Source organism: Streptomyces sp. UG1, assembly GCF_049974585.1.
GTDB lineage: Bacteria > Actinomycetota > Actinomycetes > Streptomycetales > Streptomycetaceae > Streptomyces.
On sequence record NZ_JBNGGG010000006.1, the window covers coordinates 131,918 to 144,351 of the forward strand.

12 protein-coding genes are annotated in these 12,434 nt (G+C 70.4%); 1 reads left to right on the forward strand and 11 read right to left on the reverse strand.

Features of this window, described 5'->3' with window-relative positions:
- Positions 1-221: 221 nt before the first annotated feature.
- The 9 genes from ACP4J3_RS08860 to ACP4J3_RS08900 form a co-directional block, all read right to left on the reverse strand.
- Complete coding sequence (locus ACP4J3_RS08860) at positions 222-1,040, reverse strand: HAD family hydrolase (RefSeq protein ID WP_426532158.1); 819 nt, start codon at positions 1,038-1,040, stop codon at positions 222-224.
- On the reverse strand, positions 1,037-2,314 hold the full coding sequence (serS, locus tag ACP4J3_RS08865; protein WP_426532160.1) for a serine--tRNA ligase: 1,278 nt from the start codon (positions 2,312-2,314) through the stop codon (positions 1,037-1,039). The genes ACP4J3_RS08860 and serS overlap by 4 nt, the downstream gene beginning before the upstream one ends.
- A 532-nt stretch (positions 2,315-2,846) precedes the next feature.
- Entirely contained in the window at positions 2,847-3,779 is a 933-nt protein-coding gene (pheA, locus tag ACP4J3_RS08870) for a prephenate dehydratase (protein ID WP_426532162.1), read from the reverse strand.
- Between the two features lie 118 nt (positions 3,780-3,897).
- A complete protein-coding gene (gene efeB / locus ACP4J3_RS08875; RefSeq protein WP_426532164.1) occupies positions 3,898-5,241 on the reverse strand; it encodes an iron uptake transporter deferrochelatase/peroxidase subunit in 1,344 nt (447 codons plus the stop codon).
- A gap of 7 nt (positions 5,242-5,248) precedes the next feature.
- On the reverse strand, positions 5,249-7,288 hold the full coding sequence (locus ACP4J3_RS08880) for a copper resistance CopC/CopD family protein (RefSeq protein ID WP_426532166.1): 2,040 nt from the start codon (positions 7,286-7,288) through the stop codon (positions 5,249-5,251).
- A 13-nt stretch (positions 7,289-7,301) separates the two neighbouring features.
- Positions 7,302-7,748 (reverse strand): copper chaperone PCu(A)C, encoded by a 447-nt coding sequence (locus ACP4J3_RS08885; protein ID WP_426532168.1) that lies wholly within the window; start codon positions 7,746-7,748, stop codon positions 7,302-7,304.
- Positions 7,745-8,398, reverse strand: coding sequence for an SCO family protein (locus tag ACP4J3_RS08890; RefSeq protein WP_426532170.1), 654 nt, complete (start codon positions 8,396-8,398; stop codon positions 7,745-7,747). Before ACP4J3_RS08890 ends, ACP4J3_RS08885 begins: the two co-directional genes overlap by 4 nt.
- 97 nt (positions 8,399-8,495) lie before the next feature.
- Positions 8,496-9,245, reverse strand: coding sequence for a YcnI family protein (locus ACP4J3_RS08895; protein WP_426532172.1), 750 nt, complete (start codon positions 9,243-9,245; stop codon positions 8,496-8,498).
- A 185-nt stretch (positions 9,246-9,430) separates the two neighbouring features.
- Positions 9,431-10,291, reverse strand: coding sequence for a hypothetical protein (locus ACP4J3_RS08900; RefSeq protein WP_426532174.1), 861 nt, complete (start codon positions 10,289-10,291; stop codon positions 9,431-9,433).
- A gap of 241 nt (positions 10,292-10,532) precedes the next feature.
- Here ACP4J3_RS08900 and ACP4J3_RS08905 point away from each other — a divergent pair, with 241 nt between their 5' ends.
- Positions 10,533-10,982, forward strand: coding sequence for an ATP-binding protein (locus ACP4J3_RS08905; RefSeq protein ID WP_426532176.1), 450 nt, complete (start codon positions 10,533-10,535; stop codon positions 10,980-10,982).
- A gap of 107 nt (positions 10,983-11,089) precedes the next feature.
- On the opposite strand, the gene ACP4J3_RS08910 is transcribed toward ACP4J3_RS08905, so the two are convergent.
- Together ACP4J3_RS08910 and ACP4J3_RS08915 are read right to left on the reverse strand one after the other, a co-directional pair.
- Entirely contained in the window at positions 11,090-11,875 is a 786-nt protein-coding gene (locus ACP4J3_RS08910; protein WP_426532178.1) for a tyrosine-type recombinase/integrase, read from the reverse strand.
- Positions 11,872-12,129, reverse strand: a complete 258-nt coding sequence (locus ACP4J3_RS08915) for a hypothetical protein (RefSeq protein WP_426532180.1) — start codon at positions 12,127-12,129, stop codon at positions 11,872-11,874. The genes ACP4J3_RS08910 and ACP4J3_RS08915 overlap by 4 nt, the downstream gene beginning before the upstream one ends.
- Between the last annotated feature and the right edge of the window lie 305 nt (positions 12,130-12,434).

A 12,434-nucleotide genomic window follows, 5' to 3' on the forward strand; every position in this document is an offset into this window, starting at 1 on the left:
GTGGTGCAGGGCTTGGGTGCGTTTGAGAAGTGCCGGCGCTGCGGGTGAGAGCTGGGCCGCGCAGCCCGGCGCCGGCGGGTTGCCGCCCTCGCCCACCCGTGCCGCCCCAGCGGCACACGACTGCCCGCGGCTATGGTTCCGCCAGCCCGCCAGCCCGCCAGCCCGCCAGCCCGCCAGCCCGCCAGCCCGCCAGCCCGCCAGCCGCCAGACATCGGTCGGCCTCAGCCCAGCAACCGCTCCAGCACCACCGCGATCCCGTCCTCCTCGTTGGAAGACGTCACCTCGTCCGCCACCGCCTTCAGCTCCTCGTGGGCGTTGGCCATCGCCACGCCCCTCGCCGCCCAGGCGAACATCGGGATGTCGTTGGGCATGTCGCCGAAGGCGATCGTGTCCGCCGCCTTCATGCCCAGTCGGCGGGCCGCCAGCGAGAGTCCGGTCGCCTTGGACAGGCCCAGGGGGAGCAGTTCCACGATGCCCTCGCCCGCCATGGCCACTGTGACGAAGCCGCCTGCGGCGCGGCGGGCGGCTTCCGTCAGTTCGTCGTCGGTCAGGTCCGGATGCTGTATGTAGATCTTGTTCAGCGGGGCGGCCCACAGATCCGACGCGTCCGTGAACGGGGTGGCCGGGAGGGCGCCCGTGACCGCGTAGCCGGGGCCCACCAGGACCTCGCCGTCCAGTCCGTCGCGGCTCGCCGCGAGGAACAGCGGCCCGACCTCCGCCTCGATCTTGGCCAGGGCCACGCCCGCCAGCTGCCGGTCCAGGGTCACCGACGTCAGCAGACGGTGCTCGCCGGCGTCGTACACCTGCGCGCCCTGGGCACAGACGGCGAGGCCCCGGTAGCCGAGGTCGTCGAGGATGTGCCGGGTCCAGGGGGCCGCGCGGCCCGTGACGACGATGTGCGCGGCACCGGCCTCGGTGGCCGCGGTGAGGGCGTCACGGGTGCGCCGCGAGACCGACTCGTCGGAGCGCAGGAGCGTTCCGTCGAGGTCGGTCGCGATCAGCCTGTAGGGGAACCCCCCGGAGGGAGACGCGGCACTCACTTGGCGACCGGCTCCAGGACCTCCCGGCCGCCCAGGTACGGGCGCAGCACCTCGGGAACCCGGACGGAGCCGTCGGCCTGCTGGTGGTTCTCCAGGATCGCCACGATGGTGCGCGGTACGGCGCACAGCGTGCCGTTGAGTGTCGCCAGCGGGCGCACCTTCTTGTCCTCACGCACCCGGATCGACAGCCGCCGGGACTGGAACTCGGTGCAGTCCGAGGTCGACGTCAGCTCGCGGTACTTGCCCTGAGTCGGGATCCAGGCCTCGCAGTCGAACTTGCGGGCGGCCGAGGAGCCGAGGTCGGCGGAGGCGACGTCGATGACCCGGAACGGCAGCTCGAGCGACGTCAGCCACTGCTTCTCCCACTCCAGCAGGCGCTGGTGCTCGGCCTGCGAGTCCTCGGGAGCGACGTAGGAGAACATCTCGACCTTGTCGAACTGGTGCACACGGAAGATGCCCCGGGTGTCCTTGCCGTGCGAGCCGGCCTCGCGGCGGAAGCAGGGCGAGAAGCCCGCGTAGCGCAGCGGGAGCTGGTCGGCGTCGAGGATCTCGTCCATGTGGTACGCGGCGAGCGGGACCTCGGAGGTGCCGACGAGGTAGAGGTCGTCGTTGTCGAGGTGGTAGACGTCCTGCGCGGCCTGGCCGAGGAAGCCGGTGCCGGCCATCGACTGGGGACGGACCAGCGCCGGGGTCAGCATCGGCGTGAAGCCGGCCGCCGTGGCCTGGGCCATCGCCGCGTTGACCAGGGCCAGCTCCAGCAGGGCGCCGACGCCGGTGAGGAAGTAGAAGCGCGAGCCGGACACCTTCGCGCCGCGCTCGACGTCGATCGCGCCGAGGAGGGTGCCGAGCTCCAGGTGGTCCTTAGGCTCGAAGCCCTCGGCCGGGAAGTCGCGGATCTCGCCGTGCGTCTCCAGCGTGACGAAGTCCTCCTCGCCGCCGACCGGGACGTCGGGGTGCACGAGGTTGCCGAGCCGCAGGAGCAGCTCCTGGGTCTCGGCGTCGGCCGCGTCGCGCTCGGCGTCGGCCGTCTTGACGTCGGCGGCCAGCTCGCTCGCCTTCTTCAGCAGCTCGGCCTTCTCGTCCCCCGCGGCCTTGGGGATGAGCTTGCCGAGCTGCTTCTGCTCGGCACGCAGCTCGTCGAAGCGGACGCCGGACGACCTGCGCCGCTCGTCGGCAGACAGGAGGGCGTCGACGAGCGCGACGTCCTCTCCACGGGCGCGCTGCGAGGCGCGCACTCGGTCGGGGTCCTCACGGAGCAGGCGAAGGTCAATCACGCGCCCAAGGCTACCGGGGCGGGGTGACAGCCCACGACTCACTATTCCGAACTGCGGCTTACGTTCCGTCATGAGGGAATTGCTGGATGTGTCAACAAAAGATCTCCCACTCCCTGGAACGGCTAACGCGCGAGGCGGCCGGTTGACTCGATTCCCTTGTGGAGAACGGGACTTGGGCCTTGGTTGTCCACAGGAATCCCCAGCCTCCGAAGAGTTATCCACAGGGTGTGTGGATGGGCTGTGGACGTCGGAATTGATCACTCCGTAACGCGGCGATCAAGTCGAGGATTCTCAGGACAAACCCGTTCCATCCGCACTTTCGAGTGGAAACCGGTCACCCCAAAGGATGGCCCAAAGGAAAAGAGTGGACGAAGGGTGACTTGCGTGATGGTGGACGCCAGGGGGGCCTGGAGAGGGATTTGTCGACAGGACCGCACTTGCTTGTCGACTTGTCCCCAGGTCGAGAAGCGGACCTGTGGATAACTCCTGTGGATAACGACAATCGGCTGATAGGGAGGACCGGTCCCGGCCCTCAGAACCGCCCGTCCTGGCAGCGCGCCACCCAGTCCGCAGCCGAGACGAACTCCTCGTCCGACGTCCCCAGCCGCGGCGGCAGCACATCCGCCGCCTTCAGGTCCGCACGCGGATACGAGCCCAGGAAGCGCACCTCCAGGCAGATCCGCTTGAGCCCCATCAGCGCCTCGGCCACCCGGCGGTCGGAGATATGGCCCTCGGCATCGATGCAGAAGCAGTAGTTGCCGATGCCCGCGCCGGTCGGCCGGGACTGGAGCAGCATCAGGTTGATGCCACGGGTGGCGAACTCGCCCAGCAGGTCGCGCAGTCCTCCGGGATGGTCGTCGCGCTGCCACAGCACGACGGACGTCTTGTCCGCGCCGGACGGCGCCGCCGGCCGGGCCGGCCGCCCCACCAGCACGAACCGCGTCTGGGCGTTCTCCGCGTCGTGGATCCCGGTCTCCAGCGCCTCCAGGCCGTACAGCGCGGCGGCGAACTCGCCGGCGAAGGCCGCGTCGTACTGGCCCTCCTGGACCAGGCGGGCGGCGTCCGCGTTCGAGGCGGCCGACTCCCAGTGGGCGTCGGGGAGGTTCTTCCTGAGCCAGTTGCGCACTTGGGGCTGGGCGGCCGGATGCGCCGAGACGGTCTTGATGTCCGACAGGTGCGTGCCCGGCCTGACCAGCAGCGCGAAAGTGATCGACAGCAGCACCTCGCGGTAGATCATCAGCGGCGCGCCCGCGACCAGCTCATCGAGCGTGGTCGTGATGCCGCCCTCGACGGAGTTCTCGATCGGCACGAACGCCGCCTCGGCCTCGCCGGCGCGCACCGCGTCCAGCGCGGACTGCACGGACACGTAGGGGATCAGCTCCCGGGTCGCGGCCTCGGGAAGGGTGCGCAGGGCGGCCTCGGTGAAGGTGCCTTCGGGGCCGAGATAGGCATAGCTCGCTGGCATGACCTCACCCTAATGGGCCTTGCGAAGGGCGGCGCACGCCTCTTGACCGCGCGCCGCCCGCGAGGGCGCCCTCACCGTCGTACGGGCGTGCACAACCCGTACGACCCTCTCGTCACCCTCACCCCTCCAGCAACCGCTGCCCCACGTACTCCCCCTCCGCCGCCCCGCCCGGCACCGCGAACAGTCCGCTCGCCTCGTGCCGGATGTACTTCGACAGCGCGTCGCCCCGGTCGAGCTTGCGCTGGACGGTGACGAAGCCGCGCAGCGGGTCGGCCTGCCAGCAGATGAAGAGCAGGCCCGCGTCGGGCACGCCGTCCGCGTCGATGCCGTCGTGGTACGAGAAGGGGCGTCGCAGCATCGCCGCCCCGCCGTTCTGGTCGGGCCGGGTGATGCGCGCGTGGGCGTTGATGGGGACGACGAGGTTCCCGGCCTTGTCCGTCTTCTCCAGGTCCATCTCGGTCGTCTCGGTGCCCCCGGACAGCGGCGCCCCGTCGGACTTGCGGCGTCCGATGACGTCCTCCTGCTGCTTGACCGAGAGCTGCTCCCAGTCGTCGAGGAGCATGCGGATGCGGCGTACGACGGCGTAGGAGCCGTTCGCCATCCACGCCGGGTCCTTCGAGCCGGACTCGGGCACGAAGATCCGCTGGTCGAAGTCGGCCTCCGACGGCTTCGGGTTGCGCGTGCCGTCCATCTGGCCCATCAGGTTGCGGGCCGTCATCGGGTGTCCGGTGGCACCCGGCGAGCGGTTGAAGCCGTTCATCTGCCAGCGCACCTTGGCCGCCTGGCCCGCGTCCTTCTGGATCGCGCGCAGGGCGTGGAAGGCGACCAGGGCGTCATTGGCGCCGATCTGCACCCACAGATCGCCGTTGCTGCGGGCCTTGTCGAGCTGGTCGGAGGAGAAGTCGGGCAGCGGGTCCAGGGAGACGGGGCGCTGCTTCTCCAGGCCGGTGCGGGCGAAGAAGCTGTACCCGAAGCCGAAGGTGATCGTCAGCGAGGACGGCCCGGCGTCGCGGGCGACATCCGTGTCGTCCTGCTGGGCCGCCTCGCCCGCCATCAGCCGCCGTGCCGTCTGCGACCAGCGGCGCAGCAGCGCCGCCGCCTCCTTGCGTCCGGCGCCCGCCGCCAGGTCGAAGGCGATGACGTGGCCGCGTGCCTGGAGGCCCTGGAGGATGCCGGGCTGATGTTTCCCGTGAAACATCACCTGATCGGCTCCCAGTGAGGCGAGCGGCGTCGCCTCGGCCGGCCGCGCGGCGTATCCCACGGCCCCGCCGGCTGCCCCGAGCACCAGCCCGGTGGCACCGGCGGTTCCGAGCAGCCGGCGTCGCGAGATGCCGTCCTTGCCGACGGCGCTCTCCGCAAGACCGCCATTGAGTGCGCTCTCGCCCTTGGGTGCCTTCTCGGGGGTCTTGGAGGGCTCGGGGGCCTCGGGGGTACGGGCCTCCGGGATGGACTGGTCAGACATGGTGCGGTCAGCCGATCTGCGCGTTCTTGGAGACGGTGGTCTGGTCGACGTCGGAGGTGCGCACGGTCACGGCGATCTTCCAGTCGCCGGCCACGGGGATCTGCACTCCGTTCGCCGACCAGTGTCCGGTGGAGATGTGGTCGGGGACGACGGGCAGCGGCCCGATGTCCTGGGACTCAAGGGTGAAGGCGACCTTCACCTCGGGGATGTCGAAGGCGCGGCCATTGGGCCGCTGCACATAGACGTGCATCTCGTTGCCGCCCACGCGCGCGGGGTCGAGATCGACGCGTACCACGCCCTTGCCGTCCTCGCCGCCGGTGTCGAAGGACATGTCCAAGGTCAGCGCCCCGGCGGCCGACGCGTCCGCGGACGAGGCCGCCGCGGCCGCCTTGGCCTGCTCCTCCGTACGCCCCGGTTCGGTCGAGGTCAGCATGGTGGTGACGGCGAGCAGGACCACCGCGACACCCGCCTCGGCCAGCACCGAGCGGCGCAGTCCGAACCGGTTCGGGTCGGCGTCCCGCCGCTGCTTCCGCCGTGCCGCGTCCTTCGCGGCCTGCTGCCGGGCGAGCTGCGCGGCGCGCTCGGAGCCGCCGCCCTCCTCGCCGGACACGGCATCGCCCTTCTCACCCGAAGCAACGGCACCCTTCTCACCCGCACCGGCACCGGCACCGGCACCACCGCCAGCACCAGCCCCCGCCTCAGAGGCCCCGGCACCGGCATCAGCCCCTGATCCAGAGGCACCGGCACCCGCCCGCGCGGCGGCATGCTCCCTCTCGCCCTCACCCGCCCCCTCTTCCTCCCGAGGCTTCACCACGACCGCCGCGGCCAGCCGGCCCGTCCACCGCCGCGAGATCCCCGCGATCCCCACAAGGAGCACCACGAGCCCGATCTTGACCAGCAGCAACTGCCCGTATCGCGTGTCGGTGAACGCCGACCAGGAGCCGAGCTGCCGCCACGACTGGTAGATCCCGGTCGCGACCAGCGCGAGCACGCTGCCGAACGCGACGCGCGAGAACCGTCGTACGGCCAAGGCGTCGACCGGAGTGTCCGCGGGCGCCCAGTAGAGGGCGACGAGCAGCGCGGCGAGTCCGCCGAGCCAGCTCGCGACGGCCATCAGGTGGACGACGTCGACGGGCATCGCGATCCCGGCCTGGAGCCCGGTCGAGGCGTGCTCGGACATCGCCCAGCTCGCCGCGAGCCCCGCCGCGACCACGGTCCCGCCGATGGCGAGGCCGAAGGTCAGGTCCCGCTTCTCCTCGTCCTCCCGCTTCTCGTACGCCCCGAACAGCACCGCGATGAACAGTGCCGCCGCGGCGAGCAGCAGCAGCCGGGACACCAGTGCCGCGCCCGTCTTGGTCTGCAGCACCTGCCCGAGCAGGTCCAGGTCGAAGATGTCGCCGACCTTGCCGCCGCCGGTGTACGAGCCGCGCAGGAGCAGCAGGCCGAGCGTGGCCGCGGTCAGGGCCAGCCAGCCGGAGACGGTGAGCCGCTGCAGCACCCGCACACCCGCCCCGCGCTGCCAGCAGGCGAGCACGAAGGCGGCGCCGCCGATCATGACGATGAAGCCGGCGTACGACACGTACCGCCCGAAGCCGTAGAGCGTGCCGACGACCCCGCCGCCCGCCGTCTGGTCGGAGACGGAGACGGAGGTCTGGGAGGGAGCGCCGATGGAGAAGGTGTAGGCGCCGGCGACGGGATGGCTGTCCGCGGACACCACCTGGTAGGTGACGGTGTAGGTGCCGTCGGGCAGGCCGCCGTGGAGTTTCACGGCGTAGGTCGTGCCGCTGAGGTTGGCCGGGTCGCCGTTGTCGACGCGCTCGCCCTTGGGGTCGAGCACCCGCAGGGAGTCGTCGGACAGGGCGACCTTCTCGGAGAAGGTCAGCGAGATCTGCGTCGGGGCCTTCTCGACCACCGCCCCCTGCCCGGGGTCGCTGCCGGTCAGCGCGGCGTGCGCGGAGACCGGACCGGCGCCGGCGAGGAGCAGGCCGGTGGCGGCCAGGAGCAGCAGCACCAGGGTCCGGACGCGTGGGGCGATGGTCTGGGTCAAGGCGATCTCTCCCTCAGTGTCCGGTCTTCGGGGTGTACGTCGCGGACTTCACCGGCATCTCGACCGTGACCGTGCCGGACTCGGCGAAGTGGAGCCGCACGGTCACCTTCTCGCCCTGCTTCGGCTTTCGCTTCAGCTTCTCGAACATCAGGTGGTTGCCGCCGCTGTTGAACACGAGCTGACCGTGCGCGGGGACGTCGAACTCCTTGACCTCCCGCATCGACGAACCGACGGTCTCGTGCGCGGTGACCTCGCCGACGTCGCTGGTGACGGACGTCAACTCGTCCTTCGTACCGCCCTTGTTGGTGACCGTCAGGAAGCCGGCCGCCATGGAGTCGGAGACGGGCTGCGGCATATAGGCGCCGCTGACGGACACGTCGGCCGCGGAGTCCTCGGAGCCGCAGCCCGCGAGGACCAGGGCTGCGGTCAGCACGACGGTCACCGGGGCGAGGCGCCTCACGGCTTCTCCCCCTTGATCAGCTTCGGGAGATCCTTGGTGTAGTCGTCGACGGTGGCGTCCTCGGTGTACAGGACGTACCCGGCGTCGGTCTTCGGCGAGAACGCGACGACCTGGGTGCCGTGCGTGGAGACCATCTTGCCGTTCTTGTCCTTGTGCGGCGGCTCGATGGTGATGCCCATGGTGCGGGCGCCTGCCTGGATGGTGTCGAAGTCGCCGGTCAGGCCGACGACCTGCGGGTCGATGCCCTTGAGCCACTTGCCGAGGGCGGACGCGGTGTCGCGCTCGGGGTCGGTGGTGACGAACACCACGCGCAGTTCGTCCTGCTCGGCCTTGGGAAGCTGCTTCTTGGCGACGGCGATGTTGTTCATCGTCAGCGGGCAGACGTCGGGGCAGTTGGTGTAGCCGAAGTAGATCAGCGTCGGCTTGCCCTGGGTCTCCTTGCGGAGGTCGTACTTCTTGCCGTTGGTGTCGGTGAGGACCAGGTCCGGCTTCTCGAACGGCTTGTCGAGGACGATGGCGGCCTTGTCCGAGTCGGCCTCCTCGGAGACCACGGTCACCGGCGAGGCGCCGTCGTCACCGCTGCCGCACGCGGAGAGGGTCAGGGTGGCGGCGGCGAGCAGGGCGGCCGCGGCGAAGGTCTTCTTACGCATGACGATTCTTCTTACGCATAGAACGATGTCCCAGTTGTGAGTGGTCCGGCGCGCACCGGGGTCGTGCCCCGGCGCGCGCCGTGAACCGGAGGGGCCGTCAGGCCTCGGTGCGCCGACGGCCGGCGAGCACGCCGTACGCCACGCCCAGCGCGCCTACGACGATGCCGACCACGCCCAGGACGCGGGCGGTGGTGTCGCTGCTGTCGGCCGGCTCGGCGGCGTCGGTCTTGGCGGAGGCGGCCTCGGCGTCGTCGGAGTCGGAGGCCTTGTCGGCGGCCTTGTCGGAGGAGGACGAGCCGTGGTGGCCGTCCGCGGCGGCGGACAGTGCGAGCACCGGCGCCGGGTTCTCGGGCTCGTCCTGGCCCTCCTGCGGGACCTCGATCCAGCGCACGACCTCCTTGTTGGAGTACGTCTGGATCGCCTTGAAGACGAGTTCGTCGGTGTTCTCGGGGAGCTGGCCGATGGAGACCGGGAACTTCTCGAAGTAGCCCGGTTCGATGCCCTTGCCTTCGGCGGTCCAGGTGATCTTGGAGACCGCCTCGGAGATCTTCTCGCCGTGCATCTCGATCGGCTTGTCGAGCTTGGACTTGGTGACTTCGATCTTCCAGCCGGGCATCGGCTCCGGCATCGCGGAGGCCAGCGGGTGGTCGGTCGGGAAGGTGACCTCGAGCTTGGTGGTCGAGGCGTTGTCGCGCTCGTTGGGCACCTTGAAGTCGACGACCGCGTAGCCGCCCTTGGCCGCCGTGCCCTCGGGCTGCACGCTGACGTGCGCGAAGGCGGGGACGGACAGGGCGAGCACGGTCGTGCCGGCGAGGGCGCCCACCGCGGCGATACGAGAGGCCTTCATTCGGAGCACTCCACTGTTGAATGAGATTCGGATTCCGGTGGTGAAGAGGGGTACGGGTGCGCCGGGTTGCCCGATCAGCGGGAGACGACGGGAAAGAGCCGTCCCTCGGTCGGAAACGGGGCACACGCGCGTGCCGCACGACGGCGGCCCTCGACCCACATCAGTGGAGCGGCGGTCGCGTCGTGTCAGGCGGCGAGGGCGAGCGCGGTGGCCGGCGGGCCGCGCCTGATCAGCGTGTGCTGGAGGGCGACGGTGCGGGGGGCGGGGCGCGCCGGTGCCTCGGTGCGCAGGTAGCGCGGGCCCGCTTCGCGAGCGCTCGGCAGCCCGGCACGCAGGGCGCGCACCAGCGCGAGCGCCCCGCGCAGGGAACGTATGAGAGCCCCCTCGGCGACCGAGTGCGCCGACAGCGTGGACATCTCGACGATCCGCAGCAGGGCCAGGTCCCCGCGGCGCAGCAGCCACCCCGCGACGACCGCCGCGAGCAGGTGGCCGAGCACCATGGGCAGGGACGGCAGCAGCGAGGCGGAGGAGCCGGTGGTGACCGACAGGGCGTCGGCCGACCGGTGCGAGAGATGCGCCCCCGCATTCGTGCCCGTGCCCGTGCCGATCCGCGCCTCGGTGAGGATCCGCTGGGCCTGGGCGGGACTGATGGCCGCCGCGGCACTGCCGCACACGAGCCGCGCGGCCCGCTCGACGAGCGCGGCGTCGGCCAGCGAGGAGGTGGCCAGGGACGACGTGCCCGAGGACGACCCCCCGGCGAGCGTCGTCCCGTGCTGCCCCAGCCCGAACAGCGTGTGCAGGACGGTCTGGCCGACCGCGAGCAGCGCCGCTATCCCGGGCAGCGAACGTTCGCGTCCCGTGAACGGCAGGGTGACGACGAGGACCCCCAGGAACCCCGCGCCCAGCGTCCACAGCGGGATCGTGGCGCAGGAGCCCAGCACATGGCCGACCCCGGCCAGCACGACGCAGACCGCGGCGAACACCGCGGCCCGCAGTATCCGGAGATCACTTCCGGAGCGCGCCGTGCGCGGGTGGGGGGCAGTCATGGCGGGCTCATCATCGCACTGGCCTTATGACCGCCATACGGCAGGTCCGCAAGATGACACAGGTCCGCAAGATGCCATACGAACCGGAAGATCACCTTCTGATGTGGGCCGCCCCCACATACACCGATTCCTACGTAGGCGCATCGACCATATGGGCGGCATCACGTCAAGGATGTGCTTACGGCTGGGCGCTCGTGGCAATACGTAACGGTATGTCGAGCCGCGGCCAGGAGGCTGGAGCATGAGCATCTGGTGGTCACTCCATCTGCGCCGCGAAGCCGCGAGCGTTCCCCTCGCCCGGCGCCTGCTGCTCGGCACCATGGAGACGGCGGGCGTCGACCCCGACATCTCGTACGACCTCTCCGTCGCCCTGACCGAAGCCTGCGCCAACGCCGTCGAACACGGCGGCGCCGGCACGCCCGACGGCTCTCCGCAGGCGTACCGGGTCACGGCCTATCTGGACGGCGAGAAGTGCCACATCGAGGTCACCGACTCGGGGCCCGGCTTCACGGCACTGCACCGCGCCCCACGTCCGGCGCCCTCCGACGCCGAGGACGGCCGGGGCCTGTGCCTCATCAACGAACTCGCCGACCACGTCCAGATCGGCAACAAGCCGGGGCGGGGCGGGGCGGTGGTGAGCTTCGACAAGATCCTCAAATGGAGGAAAGACGCTCCGCTGGTGGCGGTGTAGCGCTGGTGGTGAGCGCTCAGGGGTGGGTGCCTAGGGGTTTGAACTGCTGAAACGGTCCGCGCTGGGCCGGGCGTGAATCGGTGAGCGCCACGCCTCGGAGGTTGCCGTCAAGCCGCGAGGGCACAGCCAGGGCACATGCCGGAGGGTTTCGCCTCGGGCGCTGTGCCCTCGGGGTCCTCGGGTGCGGTGGCAGGGGGCGCCGTTGTGCCCGCTTGGGCGAGCGCCGCGTCCATCGCCCGGCGCGTACGGGACTCGCTGTTCGGCATCAGGTGCGTGTACGTGCGCAGCGTGAAGCCGGGGTCCGAGTGGCCGAGGTACTCGGACAGCGCCTTGATGCTCTCGCCCGCGTCGAGGAGGACGGACGCGGAGGCGTGCAGGTAGGCGTGCATGTCGTCCTCGGGAGCCGCCGCGAAGCGCGGGGAGCCCTTCTCGCGGGGCGGGATGACGCCGGCGGCGGCGAGGGCACCTTTCCAGGTGTACTGGTTGACGATGCTGCGGTGGTACGCGCGCGCCTGCTCGTCGGTGAAGAGCAGGCGGAAGGTGCGCTTCTCGCCGTCCGGCTCGGCCCACGGGAGCGTGACCTCGACTGGCGGGAACTCCTTCGTGTGGGCTTTGAGTGCCTCGGCGAGTGCTTCCGGCATGGGGACCGTGCGGAGCCGGTTGCCCTTGGGGAGGGCGAACACCATCTTCGAGCGGACCAGCTTGATCTGCCGGTTGACGTGGACCACGCCGCGCTTGAAGTCGATCTGGTCCTCGGCGAAGCCGAACACCTCGCCCTGTCGCAGGCCACAGCCGAAGGACAGTTTCCCGCCGGCGTGGAAGCGCCGGGGCAGCGCGGACGTCACCATGTGCACTCGCTCCAGGCTCCACGGGATGACCTTCTTCTTGGTCACGGCCGGGAGTTCGACCGAGCTGGACTTGCAGGGGGTCTTGAAGGCAGCAGCCCGTCCTCCACGGTGGCGTCCAGGACCGCGGAGAGCACGGAGTTGATCCAGCCGATGGTGGATGCCTCCAGCCCTGTGCTCTGCAGTTTCTTCACCCACCCCTGGATGAGCGAAGGGCGGTTGAGGGTGCGGATCTCCAGATGGCCGAGGTGCGGCTCGATGTGGTTGCGCACGACTCCCTCGTACGCGTCTCCCGTGCCCATGCCGACGCTTCCGCCAGGGCATCAGCCTCGCCTATCGGCACGGCGGCGAGCGCGCCGGAGACCGCCATCAGGCGCAGAAACTCGCGTCGGATCATCTCGTCTGTGTCCTCTGGACCATCGTGGGCGCTCGACGCCAACCTTCTCCTGCTCGGCCCGGGTGGGGCGTTTGGCGGCGGTGCGGTCCAGCCCATGCACGACCCGAACAACGAACTCCCCATCCGCCAGCAGGAGACCTTCCCCGGCTCTTGCTGTTCTCAATCATGGCGTCTGCCCCATGTCCCAGAGATGTCCCCACACTGACCCAT

Coding starts and splice junctions, on each gene's coding strand:
- ACP4J3_RS08895 (WP_426532172.1), bottom strand. CDS start 9,245: ATGAAGGCCTCTCGTATCGCCGCGGTGGGCGCCCTCGCCGGCACGACC.
- ACP4J3_RS08905 (WP_426532176.1), top strand. CDS start 10,533: ATGAGCATCTGGTGGTCACTCCATCTGCGCCGCGAAGCCGCGAGCGTT.
- ACP4J3_RS08890 (WP_426532170.1), bottom strand. CDS start 8,398: ATGCGTAAGAAGACCTTCGCCGCGGCCGCCCTGCTCGCCGCCGCCACC.
- ACP4J3_RS08915 (WP_426532180.1), bottom strand. CDS start 12,129: ATGGGCACGGGAGACGCGTACGAGGGAGTCGTGCGCAACCACATCGAG.
- ACP4J3_RS08900 (WP_426532174.1), bottom strand. CDS start 10,291: ATGACTGCCCCCCACCCGCGCACGGCGCGCTCCGGAAGTGATCTCCGG.
- efeB (WP_426532164.1), bottom strand. CDS start 5,241: ATGTCTGACCAGTCCATCCCGGAGGCCCGTACCCCCGAGGCCCCCGAG.
- pheA (WP_426532162.1), bottom strand. CDS start 3,779: ATGCCAGCGAGCTATGCCTATCTCGGCCCCGAAGGCACCTTCACCGAG.